Origin of the sequence: Parabacteroides merdae ATCC 43184 (assembly GCF_025151215.1) — a bacterium.
Taxonomy (GTDB): domain Bacteria; phylum Bacteroidota; class Bacteroidia; order Bacteroidales; family Tannerellaceae; genus Parabacteroides; species Parabacteroides merdae.
This window is the reverse complement of sequence record NZ_CP102286.1, coordinates 3,828,377-3,847,314: the sequence shown is the minus strand read 5'-3', so window position 1 is coordinate 3,847,314 and position 18,938 is coordinate 3,828,377. Positions and strand designations below refer to the sequence as shown.

Below are 18,938 nucleotides of genomic sequence, written 5' to 3'. Positions count from 1 at the left end.
TATTAAGATTAAAATTACAAAGTCAAGTTTATACCAAAAATCCAGGAACTGACACTCGGAGTGCCGAAACCACTACCGTTGGTTTCAGGGTTACCGGCCGAATTTACTTTAGCTGCTTCCGGATCAATACCCGTATAATTGGTAAAGATAAACGGATTCTGGGCTGTAAAATAAACACGCAGTTTCTCCACCAGGAACTTATTGGTCAAGGTCTTCGGCAAGGTATATCCCAATGTCATTGTCTTTACACGCAAGAAATCCGCTTTTTCATAATAAGTGGATGTGATGTAGATCGGGCGCTCCTCATCAATACTCGGACGAGGATAAGCGTTCGTCGGGTTATTCGGTGTCCAGTAGTCTACTTTCACACCGCCGTTACGTCCGCAATGTTCCACAGCATAAATATCATTATACAGCATAGCACCGAAACTCGCATATAAAAAGACCGACAGGTCGAAACCTTTATAGTTGAAAGTATTCACCATACTGGCAATCAACTTCGGACGTGGGTTTCCCAGAATTTGCTTATCGGCATCCGTAATCTTATAGTCGCCATTCACATCCTGTATCTTGATATCGCCCGGAGCAAACTCCGTACCGTTGGCGGCGAATTTTGCCATCTCGGCAAGATCTGACTCCGTGTTCTGCCAGATACCTACTTTCCGGTAGTCATAATGAACATTCACCGGCTGGCCGATAAACCATTTGCTACCGATATCGTCGTTCTTGCCATTATACAGTTCAACGATTTCTTCCTTGTTGGAAGACAGCATCAAATCAGTTGTCCACTGGAAGTCTTTCGAATTGATGTTCATAGAGTTGATAGAAACTTCTATACCCTTATTACGCGTTTTACCCACATTCGATAGCACATCGGGAAAACCGGAAACAACCGGTAACTGGCGTTTCAGCAACAAATCATGTGTATTCTGCATATACAAGTCAATCGTCCCGTTGATACGTCCTCTCAACACACCGAAATCGATACCCAAATTCCACTGGTCCGTCGTTTCCCAAGTCAACAGACTGTTCGCCATCGCATTCGGGGCATAGCCGATCGTTGGAGTTCCACCATTATCAAACGGATAACGAATCAACGACAACGTACCTTTCGTTTGGTAAGGATCTACGGCCGAATTACCAGTCTTACCAAAACCAAGTCTTAATTTCAGGTTATCCAACCATCCGGATGTACTCGACATGAAAGATTCTTCATTGATACGCCATGCCAATGCGGCAGAAGGGAAAAGCACCCACTTGTGTCCGTCAGCCAGACGAGACGAACCGTCATAACGGGCAGAAACCGTCAGGAGGTAACGTCCTAAATAGTTATAATTGATACGTCCCATGAAAGAAGCCATATTCCACTTGACCATCGCGCTGCCGATCGTATTGGTCACCAAGCCCGACCCCAGATCATAATATTTCAGGTTATCGGCCGGCAGATTCTCCATTGCGACGTTCACACTTTCCCTTTTGTCTTCTTGAATGGACTGCAATAAAGTCACGCCCAAGGTGTGTTTGTCGTTGAACGTCTTATCATAGAAAAGCATGTTTTCCAAAGTAAACATCGTGTATTTGTCAACGGCATTCTTCGCATAAGAAGTCCCCATGCCACGATTACTCGTTTTAGCGGACCAGAATTCGTAGTCCTGTACGGTACGGGCATCGAGGCCCAGGTTAGAGCGGAACTTCAGTCCGTCGACCGGCAGTTTGATATCCAGAGAATAGCTACCCAGGTAACGGGTTGTTTTCACAGGACGGTCCACTGCACCCGGAACAAGGTCCATCATCGTATTGTAGACATTATAAGACCCTGGTAACGGAATAATCTCGCCATTCTCATCCCACAACTGAGCCAACGGGCTTAAACGCCAACCACTGGCAAGTCCGGCCCCGCGTTGCTGAATGGCATGCGAATATTGCGTCTGCGCCCCGATCTTCACATATTTGTTGATTTCGTGGTTCAGATTCAAACGGATCGAATAACGTTCATAATCCTCATCCTTGAAAATGCCGTTATTCTTATTGTAAGTAGCGGAAGCCAAGAAGTTCGTCCGTTCGCCACCACCTCGGATACTCAATTGATGGTCGGTCACCATACCGGTGCGGGTCACATGATCCATATAGCGGGTCGTACGCACATGGGACGGATAGTAAACGCCATCGTCACCCCAACCCATCATGACCGATTCCATGATCGACGGGTCACGTGTAAATCCCGGACAAACCATATCCTGCTCCTTTGAAGCCACATCCGAGTTGTAGCGGATCGAATTATTGCTCGTATTGCGATAAGACTCGCGCGTATATTCGGCATATTCCGGACCATCCCAAAAATCGAGCTGGTTCAAAATTGTCTGCGCCCCGACATATCCGTTATAATCGATCTGAGTCTTGCCTGATTTCCCCTGCTTGGTCGTAATCAGGATAACACCGTTCGCACCACGAGCACCATAGATTGCTGTTGCCGACGCATCCTTCAACACTTCCATCGACTCTATATCCGACGGGCTGATTTCGCCAATACCGCCAGTAACGGGAACACCATCAATCACATACAACGGATCATTGCTTGCCGTGATCGAACGTTTACCACGGATCATCACGTTCGGAGTAGAGCCTGGCGACCAGTTGGCGTTCGAAACGACAACCCCCGGAATACGTCCCTGCAAGGCTTCCGATGCCGTAGAGGTCGGAACAGCTGAAATCTTGGCAGCATTGACAGAAGCGACAGCTCCAGTCAAATCTCTTTTCTTTACCGTACCATAACCAATCACGACAACTTCATCCAAACCTTGTGCATCCTCTTTCATCAGGATGTCAAACGTATTCTTGTTATCGATCTTTACTTCCATAGGCAAAAAACCGATATAGGATATTTCCAACATCTCCCCCGGAGCAGCCTCTAAAGAGAAGTTTCCATCCATATCCGAAATGGTCCCATTAGTCGTTCCCTTGACTACGATATTCGCTCCAGCTACCGGAAGACCTGTTTCATCGGTAATCACACCAGATATTTTCTTGGTTTTTCGCTGTTTCACGGGAGCCTGCGCTTCTGCCTTAACGATAACGATCGTCTTATTACTCACTTTGTAGGAAAGGCCGTGTTTTTCCAGTACCTGAGACAGGATATCCTTTAACGGGCGATTGGAAGCAGAAACGACTACATCAGGATTTTCACTCAGGATAATATCCCGGTAAACAACCGAAAAAGAAGTCTGTGCCTCCAGATTCTTAAAAAATTCTTTTAATGTGACATTTTGCAAATTCATTGACATTGTTTGCGAAATGTCCTGTGCGTACATGGTTGTACACAAAAACAGGAGTGCTGCACTCCGAAATACTTTCTTCATGACTATGATAAATAGACTTAAGTTAGAATTAAACAATTGATTTTTAAAAACACTTTTTCTTAGATTTCACCTGTTCATCTCATAGGCTCATTTTATTTTTAATTGGTTAGACTTATTAATCGTAACATTGTTTCCTGTGATCTCATAATTAAATCCATATTGAAATTTCAAAGCTTCCATGACATACGAAAGTTGTTCGTCCTTAAAAGAGCCGGAAATCTGATCGTTCGCAATCTCCGGACATAGCAGGTCAATATGCACACCATACCATCTTTCGATCTTTTGGAACACCGAACCCAACTTCTCCGATTCGAACACCAGATGATTCTGCGTCCACGCGGTTTCTTTTACATTGTCTGTATTGTGAAAACTGATTTTCCCATTATTTTTCGAATAGATCGCTTTCTGCGACGGTTTCAGGATAAAACTTTCAGAAGGCGACTTGGAATCGTAGAGGCGCACGGAGCCTTCAATCAAGGAAGTCTCTACAAAGTCATTCTCCTCATACGAATAGACATTGAAGCAAGTCCCCAACACTTCGATATTCAGATTGCCGACCTGCACGACAAACGGATGTTTCCTGTCCTTGGAAACCTGGAAGTACCCCTCGCCCTTCAAACGGGCGACACGCTTTCCGTTGACATAGGCGTAGGACAAAGAGCTTTCCGAATTCAATTTGACAGAACTCTTATCCGGCAAGGTCAACTGCACCTTATCTCCGGCCGGAACTTCCGCCAAGAAAGAAGAGTTCGCATTTTGCAATTCATGCAGAAGAGAAAAGTTCCACGCCGTAACGGACAAGACGGCAATCACGGCCGCCGCCACCACGATACGGGACCAGCGTATGGAGATTTTAGGAGGATGTATCTGCAGACGAAGTCTCCGATGAATTTCCCGCTTACGACCGACTTCCATAGACGGATAAACCGTATTCTCATCCCAAAACGCTTCCATCCTTTCGGCCAGTTCCTGGTCCGAAAGATGATTCAAGGACTCCTTGAAGCCCTCGAAGTCTTTCCGGTTGGTCTTTCCGCTTAAGAATTGAGAATATAATTTATCAAATAAATCGGTCATAATTTGTTGCTTGTTTATAGTTACACGAAGGAGTACCGAAAAAGTACCAGGCGTTTTTATATGTTCTAAAGCATATTCCTGTTTCTTCCCCTATAATACGCTCGAAGTTTCCTTTAGCGAAACTTTCTGTTTCACCGTACGAACTTTTAGTTCCAAGCGCTGAAACTATCTGGAACTCCAAGAGCCGCTTTGGGAAAGGAAAGTAAGCTTCTCAAGTTTTCTTATATGAAAAGGGCGAAAAGATAATTATATTTCCGAAGTTCCTCACGCAGAATCTTTAACGCTGCGGACAAATGATTCTTTACCGTTTGCTCGGAAATATCCGAAAGAGCGGCTATTTCGGCATTGCTCATTCCCTCTTCACGGCTCATTTCAAAAATGTTCCGCTGCGCGGGGGTCAGCTTTTGCTTAGCTATCGCCAGCTTGTCGATAAAGTCATCGTAATATATTTTTTCTACGGAAGTGTTATCCAAAAGATGTTCGTCTTCACAAAAGCGTATGTAATCTTCAAAATCCGGACGGTTGATCTGTTGGCGGAAAACATCGATCACATGGTTCTTGGCAATCGTGAACAACATGGATTTGAAAGAGCCTTCAACAGACAAGGAGGCACGCATGTTCCACAGCTTGAGGAACGTATCCTGTACGATATCTTCCGCCTGGACAGATGATTTCGTATGCAGCAAGGCGAAACCGTACAAAGAATCCGCGTACATATCATATAATGTATCGAACGCCTCATAGGAACCACGTTTAAGTTTTTCTATAGTATTGCTATGTATCTCTGTTTCATGCATATTCACCTCTTTCACCCCTCACTTTGAGTTCGTAAAGATAGAAATAAACTACTAAACAGCTACTATTAAGTTTATTTCTATCTTTTTTTATAATAATACCGTATCTTTACACCCATAAAAACGCAAAGCATGAAATCATTATTTATCCTAACTTCAGCACTACTGTTTACGGCAAACGTGCTGGCCGAAAATGATCCGCTATGGATGCGCTATCCGGCAATTTCTCCAAACGGTGAAACGATCGCCTTTACTTACAAAGGCGATATCTACACCGTTCCGGCAAACGGTGGCAAAGCTACCCAGTTAACAACCCATCCGGCTCACGATACGCGCCCGATCTGGTCGCCTGACGGCAGCAAGATCGCGTTTGCTTCTGACCGGAACGGAAATTTCGATATCTTCATCATGGATATGGAAGGAGGCAGCCCGAAACAGTTGACCACTCACTCCGCAAATGAATATCCGGAAACGTTCAGTGATGCAAAGCACATTCTCTATTCGGCCGCGATCCAGCAGGATGCGAAAGACAGCCAATTCCCCTCCGGGCAATTTCCACAAATCTACCGGATCGGTATCAATGGAGGGCGCCCCGAACTCTATTCTTCCCTCGCCATGGAAAGCCTAGCTTTGAACAAGAAGGGTGACAAACTCTTATACCAAGACAAGAAGGGATATGAAGATCCTTGGCGTAAACACCACCAGTCTTCCATCACACGGGACATCTGGTTGTGCACCCTCGATCGGGAACACTCCTTCCAAAAAATAACTTCCTTTAAAGGAGAAGACCGTAATCCGGTATGGGCGACAGACGGTTCTTCCTTCTACTATCTGAGTGAAGAAAAAGGAAGTTTCAATATATTCAAAAACGACCTGACCGGCAGAAATAGCCGGCAGATAACCAATCATACCATGCATCCCGTCCGTTTCCTAACTTCCGACAACAACGGCAACCTCTGTTACGGATACGATGGCGAAATCTATACGGTCAAAGAGGGTACACAGCCTAAGAAAGTGGATGTACAGATCATCTCGGATAAGGTGGAGAACGACCTGATCCATCAACTCAAGGCAAGCGGAGCCACCGATATCGCAGTTTCCCCTAATGGCAAAGAAGTCGCTTTTATCGTGCGCGGCGATGTATATGTAACCTCGGTCGACTACGAAACTACCAAACAAATCACCAACACACCGCAGCAGGAGCGCGATCTCGATTTCAGCCCAGACGGACGCTCATTGGTTTACTCGGCCGAACGGGGCGAAACCTGGGGCGTTTATCAAAGCAGCTTGGTACGCAAGAACGACAAATATTTCACATACGCACAGGAATTGAAAGAAGAACCGTTGGTAGTAAATTCGCAGACCTCTTTCCAGCCGATGTATTCTCCGGACGGAAAGGAAGTCGCTTTCTTGGAAAACCGTACGACTCTACGCGTGATTAATTTGAAAAACAAACAGGTACGCACCGTCCTGGATGGTAAATATAATTATTCGTATGCCGACGGCGATCAATATTATCAATGGTCACCCGACAGCAAATGGTTCCTCGCTAAATATATCGCGATCGGAGGATGGAACAATACGGACATCGTTTTGGTGAAAGCGGACGGCAGCGGCGAAATGACCAACCTGACCGAAAGCGGCTACTCCGACAACAACGCCAAATGGGTGCTGGATGGAAAAGCGATGATCTGGTCGTCTGACCGGGCCGGTTATCGCAGTCATGGCAGTTGGGGAGCAGAAGATGATATTTACATCATGTTCTTCGACGGCGAAGCATACGACAAGTTCCGCCTCACCAAAGAGGAACAAGCTTTGTTGGACGAAGAAAAAGAGGACAAAGATAAGGACGAAAAAGACAAGGACAGCAAGAAAGACAAGGATAAAGACGATGACAAGAAAGACGAAAAAGCAGATAAGCCGGTCGAACCGCTTAAATTCGACTTGGCCAATCGTAAAGACCGTATCATGCGCTTGACCGTCAACTCGTCATTCTTAGGTGACGCCGTCCTGACGCAGAAAGGCGACAAGCTATATTATTGCGCCGCATTCGAAAACGGTTACGACCTATGGGAACACAATTTCAAGGAGAACACCACCAAACTACTGATCAAAGGTGTCGGTGGTGGAACGATGTTCCCCGACAAGAAAGGCGAAAACATTTTCCTCGTTTCGGGAGGCCAGTTGAAGAAGATCGAAATCAAGGACAGCAAAACGAAACCGATCGCATTCAAAGCCGAATTTTCATATCGCCCGGCGAAAGAACGCGAATATATATTCCATCACACCTGGCGCCAAGTATTAGACAAGTTCTACGATCCCCAAATACATGGTATCAATTGGGCCGGATATGGAAAGGCATACGAAAAATTTCTTCCGCATATCAACAATAACTACGATTTCGCAGAAATGCTTTCTGAAATGTTGGGCGAACTAAACGGTTCACATACCGGTGCACGCTACCGCTCTGCATCTTCCGCACCAGCAACAGCCAGCTTGGGCGCTTTCTATGACAACAATTACACAGGCGACGGTTTGAAGATTGAAGAAATAATCGCCAAAGGCCCGTTGACAAAAGCCGACACCAAGATCAAGCCAGGCTGCATCATCGAAAAGATAGACGGCACGAATATCAAGAGTGGAGAAGATTACTATCCGCTATTAAGCGGCAAAGCCGGCAAGCAGGTACTACTGTCCGTTTACGATCCGGCAACCAAAGAACGTTTCGAAGAACAAGTCAAACCGATCACCTACGGCACACAATCCGATTTGCTTTACAAACGTTGGGTGGAACAGAAGCGCCAGATGGTCGACAAGCTGTCGAACGGAAAGATCGGATATGTACATGTCAAAGGCATGAACAGCGAAAGTTTCCGCGATACCTATTCCGAACTGTTAGGTCGTTGCCGCGAGAAGGAAGCCGTGATTGTCGATACGCGCCATAACGGTGGCGGTTGGCTTCATGAGGACCTGGCAATTTTGTTGAGTGGAGAACTGTATGCTAAATTCACTCCGCGCGGACAGTTCATCGGAAACGATCCGTTTAACAGATGGCTGAAACCGTCATGCGTACTGATGTGCGAAGACAATTATTCGAACGCCCACGGTTTTCCCTGGACATATAAGACGTTGAAAATCGGCAAACTGATCGGCGCTCCCGTACCGGGAACGATGACTGCCGTATGGTGGGAAACCCAAATTGACCCGTCAATCGTTTTCGGTATCCCGCAAGTCGGCATGCAAGATATGCAGGGCCGCTATCTCGAAAACCAACAACTCGAACCTGACATCGAAGTCTACAACTCTCCCGAATCACAGCTAAGAGGCGAAGATCACCAGCTGGAAGAGGCGGTAAAAGAGATGTTGAAAGAGGTACAAAAGTAATATTATGTGCGATCTCAAAGCGGCTCTCATCCACTGCTACGGAATGGGAGCCGTTCTTTTTCGTACGCAATTCACGTACTTATCCTTCACTTTTTGCCGTACTTATAAGATTCAATGTTTATCCAAACGAAAGCATTACCAGTTCTGCCTTCACCCGATAATATGACTTCATTATTTCTCTACGAACATAAACAGAAGGGATAAAACATAGTTACATTTAACTGTCATACTATCACTAATTGTCTTTTATCTATTGAATATCAATAGACCCAAGCAATGATAGTAGGTATGATGGATGCCTATTTCATCTATCATACTATCATTAACCGCCTGTCCGACATTTTTCTTCACATGACTTATTTTCAATAACATAATAAGATAAACCCATTGACACCCGGGTCTCGATATCATTCACACTCGGGTGTCAAGACCGTTCACATCCGGGTGTAAAAAGCCTGTAAACGGGAATCTTCAGCACTTTTTCTGCCTGTTTGAAGCAAAATAAGTCACGTATTTCAACAAAAAAGGAACCATATCTAAAACGAGCAGAAGAACGACACAAAAAACGGAACCGTAAAATCTACGATAATCCCATGAAAAATTGAAATGAAAACAAGGTCTTTTCCCGAATAACGAGTGATGACAGGCAAGGTCGTATCCATAGTCGTGGCACCTCCAGCACAGATAGGAGACAACCGGCCGAAATATTTGACAAAAAGAGGCGCACCGAGAAGAGCCATAATCTCGCGCATGATATTTGCCATTAAAGCGATTGTCCCTAATTCTGTAGCGAGTTGGACACCCAAAAAAGGTTCCTTCAATTGGGTAATCAAGATAGACGAAAGAGAATAATAGGCAAAACCGCTTCCTACCGCCAGACAATCAAATACACTCCACTGCGTAAGCAACAGACCGACCAAAGCCGAAAAGACCAGTGTCCCGGCAATCGTAGCCAAAGGGACCAAAAGCAGTTTCGGACGAATACTGCCGAGAATATCCTTTAGCTTCTTATCACTACCGATACTGAGCCCGACCTGAAACATTAGCAGGTATAAGACATATACCGTAATGTCGTTTTCAATGACAACATCGGGCAGCCAGCCACTCCATCCCAACAAGCAACCAAGCGCAAAAAATCCTACAACGATCAGACTTCCTTTCATCCGCGACTCCTTTCTTTAAAAAACAGACGATAGACTCCCCAGCCAGCCAATACACTCCCTACCGTACCAGCCAAGGCAAGCAGGAATGCCTGACCACCCAACGTGGCAAGATTATCGACAATATCCTTATTCGCGCCGACAGATATTCCCAAAAGGAAAAGAAGCAAAAGGATCGTATAAGAAATAGGTTTGCCGATCTTTTGCAAAAGTTCGATTTTGCGCAAAAGATAGCCTGCGGCAATACCCGCGAACATAATACCAATGACAGTAAACATAGATAAAAAAAGATTATCGCGCTTGGACAGCTTTAACTATTTTAGTGAATGTAACAGGGATTACCATACCTTCTGCATTTGCTTTCCCTGTCAGTTTATTCTTGCCTTCCTGTATGAAAGTGAGTGAAACATAGGTTCCATCTACATAGAAATTGCATTTATAGGTATCGCTCTCTTTCTTGATTTCCTTCACGGTCATTTCCGTATCGTTGATCGTGAAAACAGCGGAAAGGTTTTCACCAGTTTTCTTGATCTGGCAAGTTCCTTTCTGATAACCGTAAGGAGCATCGGGAGCCGAGAAATTCCACAAACCAACAACCATGCCGAGAGTAAATTCCTGCGCATAAAGTGATAAACACATCATCATACAAAGAAGCGTAGTAAATACTTTTCCCATATTCGTCTTCATAATAAAATAGGATTAAATTAGACTTAGCGCTTCAAAGATAAGCATTATCGAATATAAATGAAGTAGTCAGGATAAGAATAAATAGAATAATGCATCTTTAGCAGAGTCCTACACGATCTCCTCCGACAAATTGTGGTCTCCCGTGATCTGGAATACAACCCGGAACAGGTTATCCTTTAAAGTCAAAATACGTTTTATGAATTCATCCGTTCTCATCTCTGTCACAAAAGAAGAGTGAGGACGGGGACAGTTACAAATTTTACGAACTTTTTCCCGAAGAAAAGCAGGACATACACGTATATTGTTCTTTTTCTTTATATTTGTAAAGTCAAAAATAACGATTCATTCATTTAGGAGATAAAACACAGATAATATAACATGAAGAAAACAATCCTATTCCTTCAGGCTGCAGTGGTCGGACTTCTGGCAGCCTGTAACCAACCGTCCGACGAGGAACAACTACGAGATGAAATTCAATATGTGAACCCATTTATCGGAACAGGCTTTCACGGGCATACCTTTCCCGGTGCTACCCGTCCGTTTGCTCTTGTACAGGTCAGCCCCGACACACATATCATGGGCTGGGATGCCAGTAGCGGATACCATTATGATGACAACCAAATATATGCTTTCAGCCATACACACTTATCAGGTACGGGTATCGGCGACTTGGGAGATGTGGCGATCCTACCTTTCTCCGGTGGTGACTCGATCAAACCGGTTGCGATTTTCAAGAAAGAGACGGAAAAAGCAACGCCAGGCTATTATGCAGTACGTCTCGACAATTTCGGAATTAATGTGGAGTTAACCAGTACGGACCGTGTCGGATTCCATAAATACACATACGATAATCCGAAGGACCGCCGTGTCCTTCTCGATCTCGGTCATGTGCTGCAACCGAACTGGGGACATAAGTTAGTAGGGAACGAATATCTTTTTGTAAACGATTCGACGGTGGAGGGTACTGTCAGGACGCAGGGATGGGCACATTTCCATTCTGTCTCTTACCGGATCACATTCTCGGAGCCGATCGAAACACTATACCAGTATATCGACGGAAATTTACGGAAAGATTCGCTGTTCTTGCGTCTCAACACACCAGACGATCTGAAATTCCATTACAAATTTGCGGAGAGCAACAAACCACTGTATGTAAAAGTGGCGATCTCTCCTGTCGATACGGACGGTGCAGAGAGAAACATGCTGGCCGAACTGCCGGGATGGGATTTCGATGCTACACGGGCTGAATCCGCACGTATCTGGAACAAAGCTTTAAACGATATCCGGATCGAAAGCTCCGATCCGAAAGTGATGGTGAACTTCTACACAGCTCTCTACCACACGATGATCGCACCTTATGCCTATCAGGATGTGGACGGGCGCTATTTAGGAATGGACAAGAAGGTGCACCGGGCGGAACCAGGTTATGTGAACTATTCTGTCTTCTCACTTTGGGATACTTTCCGCGCTTTGCATCCATTGATGACGATTATCCAACCAGAACGGGCTGCCGATTGGGGAAAAGTGCTCGTGCAAGGATATAAAGAAGGAGGGATCCTTCCGAAATGGCCGTTAGCTTCCAGCTATACAGGTTGCATGGTAGGTTATCCGGCAGTCTCTGTACTGGCAGATTTAGTGACTAAAGACCTGGCAGAAGGTGATCTGAACGTTTGGGCCGAAGCAGGCGCCCGTTCATCTGTCTACCGAAACGATCTGGCAGAGAAGTTCAAAGGAACACGTGAGTTGGATTTGATTACCCGCCACCCCTATTATAAGGAGAAATACGGCTTTGTCCCGGCCGACTCGGTTCCCGAATCTGTTTCCTGGGGATTAGAGATGGCCTACTATGACTGGTGTATTTCCCAAATCGCCGCTAAAGCAGGAAATACGGAACTGGCAAAAGAGTATGCGGCAAAGGCAGAATACTACAAACGCTACTTAGACCCGGAGACCAAGATGATGCGCGGGGTGATGGGGGATGGTTCTTTCCGTACACCGTTCAATCCCCGTTATTCTTCCCATATGAAGAGCGATTATACCGAAGGGAATGCCTTTCAATGGAGTTTCTTTGCACCTCATGATATGGACAACTTTATCTCCACGATCGGTGGTAAAAAAGAGCTGGAGACACGCTTGGACACATTATTCACCACCTCTTCCCAAGTTGATGGTGAAGAAGCCTCCGGAGATATCACCGGACTGATTGGCCAATATGCGCACGGCAACGAGCCGAGCCATCACATGGCTTATTTATATAACTGGACGGATTCTCCTTGGAAAGGGCAAGAGCGCCTGGATCAGATCATGCAAAATTTCTACACAAACGCGCCGGACGGTATCATCGGAAATGAGGACTGCGGACAGATGTCCGCCTGGTATGTAATGAGTGCGTTAGGCTTCTATCAGATCGCTCCGGGAATTCCGGTCTATACATTGGGCCGTCCGATGATCGACAAAGCGCTTATTCATGTAAAAGGCGGTATTTTCGAGATCTTAGTAAAAAACAACAGTGCAGCCAACAAATACATCAAAGAGGTTAAACTGAACGGCAAAATCCTCGACACCCTGTTCATCAGCCACACCGACATCATAAAAGGCGGCAAGCTGGAATTTATCATGACCGATCAACCGGTTAAATAAATTCATATAAAGAAACATAAAAACAAAGGGCGGATCAGTACACTGGTTCGCCCTTTATCTTATATTTGTCCCTAAACAATTAAATTAAAAAGCTATGTTACTCACAACAACTAACACGATTGAAGGAAAAGAAATTACCCAGTACTTCGGAATCGTATCCGGTGAAACAATCATCGGAGCAAATGTATTCAAAGATTTCTTCGCAGGCATCCGGGATATTGTCGGAGGACGCGCAGGTTCTTACGAAAGCGTATTACGCGAAGCAAAAGAAACCGCCTTAAAAGAAATGAGCGATCATGCGACACAACTGGGTGCAAACGCTGTAATCGCCATAGATCTGGACTACGAAACAGTTGGAGGAAGTGGGAGTATGCTAATGGTTACTGCTGCAGGGACTGCTGTACGCTATCAATAATCCCGAAAATGAAATATTCTTTGTAGTTGGAAAAAAGAATCACATAAAAAAACTAAACCATATTTTCTGCAATCAAAATCAATAGTTTAAAGCAAAGAACTATTTCATAATACCAGAAGAAGTATCCGGAAACGAAAAAAGCCGACTCAAAACTGAATCGGCTTCCTTCACGGAGAACTTTCGCTCTCACTCCTAAAAAACGGCGGCTATCTACTCTCCCACTTTTACGCAGTACCATCGACGTGGTTGGGCTTAACTTCTCTGTTCGGAATGGGAAGAGGTGGATCCCCAACGCTATAACCACCTTAATACCTCTTTGTAAGATTTTGACTGGACAACCCCATTACCTAAAGTAACTAATAGAAACATATGGCATCAGCCACCTGCTGATATATCAACCCTTACATGATCGAAAGTCTCGGGCTATTAGTACTACTCGGCTTCGACATTGCTGCCCTTACACCTGTAGCCTATCTACGTCGTAGTCTACAACGACCCTCTAGGGATATCTCATCTTGAGGCTGGCTTCGTACTTAGATGCTTTCAGCACTTATCCAATCCAGACTTAGATACCCGGCGGTGCACCTGGCGGTACAACCGGTAAACCAGTGGTCTGTCCAACACGGTCCTCTCGTACTAGTGTCAGAGCCCCTCAAATATCCTACGCCCACGATAGATAGAGACCGAACTGTCTCACGACGTTCTGAACCCAGCTCGCGTGCCACTTTAATGGGCGAACAGCCCAACCCTTGGGACCTTCTCCAGCCCCAGGATGTGACGAGCCGACATCGAGGTGCCAAACCGCTCCGTCGATATGAGCTCTTGGGAGCGATCAGCCTGTTATCCCCGGAGTACCTTTTATCCTTTGAGCGATGGCCCTTCCATGCGGAACCACCGGATCACTATGCTCTAGTTTCCTACCTGATCGACTTGTCTGTCTCCCAGTCAAGCACCCTTATGCCATTACACTCTACGACCGGTTACCAATCGGTCTGAGGGTACCTTTAGAAGCCTCCGTTACTCTTTTGGAGGCGACCACCCCAGTCAAACTACCCACCATACAGTGTCCCCGCTTCTGCGGGTTAGAACTCAAACAACCAAAGGGCCGTATTTCAACGGCGACTCCACAAATACTGGCGTACCTGCTTCACGGTCTCCGGCCTATCCTACACATCGATTGCCCAAATTCAATGTAAAGCTATAGTAAAGGTTCACGGGGTCTTTTCGTCCCATCGCGGGTAATCGGCATCTTCACCGATACTACAATTTCACCGAGCTCACGGTTGAGACAGTGTCCAGATCATTACACCATTCGTGCAGGTCGGAACTTACCCGACAAGGAATTTCGCTACCTTAGGACCGTTATAGTTACGGCCGCCGTTTACTGGGGCTTCAATTCAAGCCTTCTCTTGCGATGAGCTCTCCTCTTAACCTTCCAGCACCGGGCAGGTGTCAGGCTGTATACTTCATATTTCTATTTCGCACAGCCATGTGTTTTTGTTAAACAGTTGCCTGGACCTATTCTCTGCGCCCTACCTCTCAGTAGGGACCCTTTATCCCGAAGTTACAGGGTCAATTTGCCTAGTTCCTTAACCGTGAATCACTCGAGCGCCTCAGTATTTTCAACCCAACTACGTGTGTCCGTTTACGGTACGGGTACTTTATGAATATGCTTAGCGGATTTTCTTGGGAGCCTGATTACGTCCATTTTGCCTTGTGCAAGCACGCGGCATACTGTCAAGGTCGACTCTCCCTGCGGATTTGCCTACAGGAATCTACATCTACACTCTTCAACCACCTATTCCGTCAGATGGCAGGACTTTCACTTCTCCGTCTCCACATCGCTCCATAAAGTAGTATGGGAATATTAAACCATTCTTCCATCGGTATCGCCGTTCGGCTTAACCTTAGGTCCCGACTTACCCTGATCCGATTAACGTTGATCAGGAAACCTTAGTCTTTCGGCGAGGAGGTTTCTCACCTCCTTTATCGTTACTTATACCTACATTTGCGTTTCCAAAAGCTCCAGCAAAGGTCATCCTTCACCTTCGACGCCGTTGGAATGCTCCCCTACCATGTATTTCTACATCCATAGCTTCGGTAAACAGTTTATGCCCGAGTATTATCCACGCCGGACTCCTCGACTAGTGAGCTGTTACGCACTCTTTAAATGAATGGCTGCTTCCAAGCCAACATCCTAGCTGTCTCTGCAGTCCGACTTCGTTAGTTCAACTTAACTGTTATTTGGGGACCTTAGCTGATGGTCTGGATTCTTCTCCTCTCGGACGCGGACCTTAGCACCCGCGCCCTCACTCCTTATCAATATATAGCACGCATTCGGAGTTTATCTGGACTTGATAGGCGGTGAAGCCCTCGCATCCAATCAGTCGCTCTACCTCATGCTATACTAAATAAAGGCTGCACCTAAATGCATTTCGGGGAGTACGAGCTATCTCCAAGTTTGATTAGCCTTTCACCCCTACCCTCAGTTCATTGGAACACTTTTCAACGTATACCCATTCGGACCTCCAGTTGGTGTTACCCAACCTTCATCCTGACCAAGGGTAGATCACTTGGTTTCGCGTCTACTCACTCCGACTATCACGCCCTATTAAGACTCGCTTTCGCTTCGGCTCCGGGCCTGAAGCCCTTAACCTTGCCGGAGAAAGTAACTCGTAGGTTCATTATGCAAAAGGCACGCCGTCACAACTTACGTTGCTCCGACCGCTTGTAGGCAGACGGTTTCAGGGACTATTTCACTCCTCTGTTCGAGGTGCTTTTCACCTTTCCTTCACAGTACTGGTTCGCTATCGGTCTCTCGGGAGTATTTAGCCTTACGGGATGGGCCCCGCTGATTCACACAGAATTTCTCGTGCTCCGCGCTACTCAGGATTCCACTAGGCTTCGTTAAAGAGTCGTATACTGGGCTTTCACCGTCTACGGCCGTTTGTTCCAAAACGTTCTACTTCCTTAATCTCTTGCCACAACGTGGTCCTACTACCCCGACAATGCCTAAACATCATCGGTTTGGGCTGTTCCGCGTTCGCTCGCCACTACTTGCGGAATCACTTTTGTTTTCTTCTCCTATGGGTACTTAGATGTTTCAGTTCCCCACGTTCGCCTTCCTTACGGAATGACTGGCCTTCTACCAGCCGGGTTGCCCCATTCGGAAATCTTGGGATCAAAGGTTATTTGCACCTACCCCAAGCTTATCGCAGCTTATCACGTCCTTCATCGCCTCCGAGAGCCAAGGCATCCACCGTCTGCCCTTGCTTACTTTCTTTATCACTGACACTGCTTCCTTTTATTGCTAAAATTGAAGCCCGTGTCGGATTGATATATCTTCAGCTTGCTCTATTTTTTTGTTACTTTACTTTTTTGAAGTTGTCCAATACGTCAAAGATCTTTTTTTACCCCTTACGGAGTTTATCGTGGAGAATAACGGATTCGAACCGTTGACCCTCTGCGTGCAAAGCAGATGCTCTAGCCAGCTGAGCTAATCCCCCGTTTTTCAACTGGTAGTCCCAGGCAGAGTTGAACTGCCGACCTCTACATTATCAGTGTAGCGCTCTAACCAACTGAGCTATAGGACTGTCAACCGTTATGTGCCTGAAATTTTCATCTCAGCATCATCTTTCTCTCTATATACTGGTCTTTCCAGTTTAAGATCATATATATATACATATTCAACCGTAGTACCAGAGAGCTACATACCTCATCGGACTTAATCTAGAGATTCCAGCTCCAGAAAGGAGGTGTTCCAGCCGCACCTTCCGGTACGGCTACCTTGTTACGACTTAGCCCCAGTCACCAGTTTTACCCTAGGCCGATCCTTGCGGTTACGGACTTCAGGTACCCCCGGCTCCCATGGCTTGACGGGCGGTGTGTACAAGGCCCGGGAACGTATTCACCGCGCCATGGCTGATGCGCGATTACTAGCGAATCCAGCTTCACGGAGTCGAGTTGCAGACTCCGATCCGAACTGAGACATGGTTTGGAGATTAGCATCCTGTCGCCAGGTAGCTGCCCTTTGTCCATGCCATTGTAACACGTGTGTCGCCCCGGATGTAAGGGCCGTGCTGATTTGACGTCATCCCCACCTTCCTCACAGCTTACGCTGGCAGTCTCACCAGAGTCCTCAGCTTCACCTGTTAGTAACTAGTGATAAGGGTTGCGCTCGTTATGGCACTTAAGCCGACACCTCACGGCACGAGCTGACGACAACCATGCAGCACCTCGTAATCTGCTATTGCTAGAAGGAGTGTTTCCACTCCGGTCAGACTACGTTCAAACCCGGGTAAGGTTCCTCGCGTATCATCGAATTAAACCACATGTTCCTCCGCTTGTGCGGGCCCCCGTCAATTCCTTTGAGTTTCACCGTTGCCGGCGTACTCCCCAGGTGGATTACTTAACGCTTTCGCTGTAGAGCTTACATTGTATCGCAAACTCCTAGTAATCATCGTTTACTGCGTGGACTACCAGGGTATCTAATCCTGTTTGATCCCCACGCTTTCGTGCTTCAGTGTCAGTTATGGTTTAGTAAGCTGCCTTCGCAATCGGAGTTCTGCGTGATATCTATGCATTTCACCGCTACACCACGCATTCCGCCTACCTCAAACACACTCAAGTAACCCAGTTTCAACGGCAATTTTATGGTTGAGCCACAAACTTTCACCGCTGACTTAAATCACCACCTACGCACCCTTTAAACCCAATAAATCCGGATAACGCTCGCATCCTCCGTATTACCGCGGCTGCTGGCACGGAGTTAGCCGATGCTTATTCATAGGGTACATACAAAAAAGGACACGTCCTCCACTTTATTCCCCTATAAAAGAAGTTTACAAACCATAGATCCTTCTTCCTTCACGCGACTTGGCTGGTTCAGCCTCTCGGCCATTGACCAATATTCCTCACTGCTGCCTCCCGTAGGAGTTTGGTCCGTGTCTCAGTACCAATGTGGGGGACCTTCCTCTCAGAACCCCTATCCATCGTCGGTTTGGTGGGCCGTTACCCCGCCAACTGCCTAATGGAACGCATGCCTATCTATCAGCGATGAATCTTTAACAAATATTCCCATGCGGGACCCCTGTTTTATGGGGTATTAATCCGACTTTCGCCGGGCTATCCCCCTCTGATAGGTAAGTTGCATACGCGTTACTCACCCGTGCGCCGGTCGCCATCAATCTGTATTGCTACAAATCATGCTGCCCCTCGACTTGCATGTGTTAAGCCTGTCGCTAGCGTTCATCCTGAGCCAGGATCAAACTCTTCGTTGTTGATTTTGTTTATACCTTTTGCTCAGAATCTCTATCTGTCTATGTAGTCTTGACGGTATGTCAGTATTCCTACTACGTCTCTTGTACTACTTGTTGATATGTAATGCTTTCAAAGAACTTGCGCTATCGTTTCGATTGCGGCTGCAAAG

General features: G+C 46.3%; 9 protein-coding genes, 2 tRNA genes and 3 rRNA genes. 3 read left to right on the top strand and 11 right to left on the bottom strand.

Annotation, left to right across the window (positions count from 1 at the left end; translation table 11 throughout):
• Positions 1–14 precede the first annotated feature (14 nt).
• The 3 genes from NQ542_RS15705 to NQ542_RS15695 all read right to left on the bottom strand — a co-directional run bounded on the left by NQ542_RS15705 (position 15) and on the right by NQ542_RS15695 (position 5,227).
• Positions 15–3,356, bottom strand: coding sequence for a TonB-dependent receptor (locus NQ542_RS15705; protein ID WP_005640514.1), 3,342 nt, complete (start codon positions 3,354–3,356; stop codon positions 15–17).
• An 87-nt stretch (positions 3,357–3,443) separates the two neighbouring features.
• A complete protein-coding gene (locus tag NQ542_RS15700) occupies positions 3,444–4,430 on the bottom strand; it encodes a FecR family protein (protein ID WP_005640512.1) in 987 nt (328 codons plus the stop codon).
• A gap of 221 nt (positions 4,431–4,651) precedes the next feature.
• Positions 4,652–5,227, bottom strand: coding sequence for an RNA polymerase sigma factor (locus NQ542_RS15695; protein WP_005640510.1), 576 nt, complete (start codon positions 5,225–5,227; stop codon positions 4,652–4,654).
• A gap of 129 nt (positions 5,228–5,356) precedes the next feature.
• Between NQ542_RS15695 and NQ542_RS15690 the strand changes: the two genes are divergently transcribed.
• Positions 5,357–8,608, top strand: coding sequence for a S41 family peptidase (locus NQ542_RS15690; RefSeq protein ID WP_005640507.1), 3,252 nt, complete (start codon positions 5,357–5,359; stop codon positions 8,606–8,608).
• A gap of 536 nt (positions 8,609–9,144) precedes the next feature.
• Here the strand turns inward: NQ542_RS15690 and NQ542_RS15685 are convergent.
• The 3 genes from NQ542_RS15685 to NQ542_RS15675 are packed head-to-tail and all read right to left on the bottom strand — an operon-like array spanning position 9,145 to position 10,455.
• Positions 9,145–9,771, bottom strand: a complete 627-nt coding sequence (locus NQ542_RS15685; RefSeq protein ID WP_005640502.1) for a LysO family transporter — start codon at positions 9,769–9,771, stop codon at positions 9,145–9,147.
• Positions 9,768–10,046, bottom strand: coding sequence for a LysO family transporter (locus NQ542_RS15680; RefSeq protein WP_005640500.1), 279 nt, complete (start codon positions 10,044–10,046; stop codon positions 9,768–9,770). Before NQ542_RS15680 ends, NQ542_RS15685 begins: the two co-directional genes overlap by 4 nt.
• Before the next feature lie 13 nt (positions 10,047–10,059).
• Positions 10,060–10,455 (bottom strand): hypothetical protein, encoded by a 396-nt coding sequence (locus NQ542_RS15675; RefSeq protein ID WP_005640498.1) that lies wholly within the window; start codon positions 10,453–10,455, stop codon positions 10,060–10,062.
• Positions 10,456–10,833: 378 nt separating this feature from the next.
• On the opposite strand from NQ542_RS15675, the gene NQ542_RS15670 reads away from it, so the two are divergent.
• Together NQ542_RS15670 and NQ542_RS15665 are read left to right on the top strand one after the other, a co-directional pair.
• Positions 10,834–13,095, top strand: a complete 2,262-nt coding sequence (locus NQ542_RS15670; protein WP_005640494.1) for a GH92 family glycosyl hydrolase — start codon at positions 10,834–10,836, stop codon at positions 13,093–13,095.
• A 94-nt stretch (positions 13,096–13,189) separates the two neighbouring features.
• On the top strand, positions 13,190–13,510 hold the full coding sequence (locus NQ542_RS15665; RefSeq protein ID WP_005640492.1) for a heavy metal-binding domain-containing protein: 321 nt from the start codon (positions 13,190–13,192) through the stop codon (positions 13,508–13,510).
• A gap of 197 nt (positions 13,511–13,707) precedes the next feature.
• Here NQ542_RS15665 and rrf read toward each other — a convergent pair.
• From rrf to NQ542_RS15640, 5 genes are all read right to left on the bottom strand, one after another.
• Positions 13,708–13,818, bottom strand: a 5S ribosomal RNA gene (gene rrf / locus NQ542_RS15660).
• A 99-nt stretch (positions 13,819–13,917) separates the two neighbouring features.
• A 23S ribosomal RNA gene (locus NQ542_RS15655) occupies positions 13,918–16,793 on the bottom strand.
• Between the two features lie 149 nt (positions 16,794–16,942).
• Positions 16,943–17,016 (bottom strand) — tRNA-Ala (locus NQ542_RS15650).
• Positions 17,017–17,026: 10 nt separating this feature from the next.
• Positions 17,027–17,103 (bottom strand) — tRNA-Ile (locus NQ542_RS15645).
• A gap of 155 nt (positions 17,104–17,258) precedes the next feature.
• Positions 17,259–18,789, bottom strand: a 16S ribosomal RNA gene (locus tag NQ542_RS15640).
• Together the 16S, 23S and 5S rRNA genes with 2 tRNA genes alongside form the textbook arrangement of a ribosomal RNA operon.
• Between the last annotated feature and the right edge of the window lie 149 nt (positions 18,790–18,938).

Excerpts from the sequence above, each read along its gene's own strand:
- NQ542_RS15705 (WP_005640514.1), bottom strand. The coding sequence starts at position 3,356 with ATGAAGAAAGTATTTCGGAGTGCAGCACTCCTGTTTTTGTGTACAACC.
- NQ542_RS15700 (WP_005640512.1), bottom strand. The coding sequence starts at position 4,430 with ATGACCGATTTATTTGATAAATTATATTCTCAATTCTTAAGCGGAAAG.
- NQ542_RS15695 (WP_005640510.1), bottom strand. The coding sequence starts at position 5,227 with ATGCATGAAACAGAGATACATAGCAATACTATAGAAAAACTTAAACGT.
- NQ542_RS15690 (WP_005640507.1), top strand. The coding sequence starts at position 5,357 with ATGAAATCATTATTTATCCTAACTTCAGCACTACTGTTTACGGCAAAC.
- NQ542_RS15685 (WP_005640502.1), bottom strand. The coding sequence starts at position 9,771 with ATGAAAGGAAGTCTGATCGTTGTAGGATTTTTTGCGCTTGGTTGCTTG.
- NQ542_RS15680 (WP_005640500.1), bottom strand. The coding sequence starts at position 10,046 with ATGTTTACTGTCATTGGTATTATGTTCGCGGGTATTGCCGCAGGCTAT.
- NQ542_RS15675 (WP_005640498.1), bottom strand. The coding sequence starts at position 10,455 with ATGAAGACGAATATGGGAAAAGTATTTACTACGCTTCTTTGTATGATG.
- NQ542_RS15670 (WP_005640494.1), top strand. The coding sequence starts at position 10,834 with ATGAAGAAAACAATCCTATTCCTTCAGGCTGCAGTGGTCGGACTTCTG.
- NQ542_RS15665 (WP_005640492.1), top strand. The coding sequence starts at position 13,190 with ATGTTACTCACAACAACTAACACGATTGAAGGAAAAGAAATTACCCAG.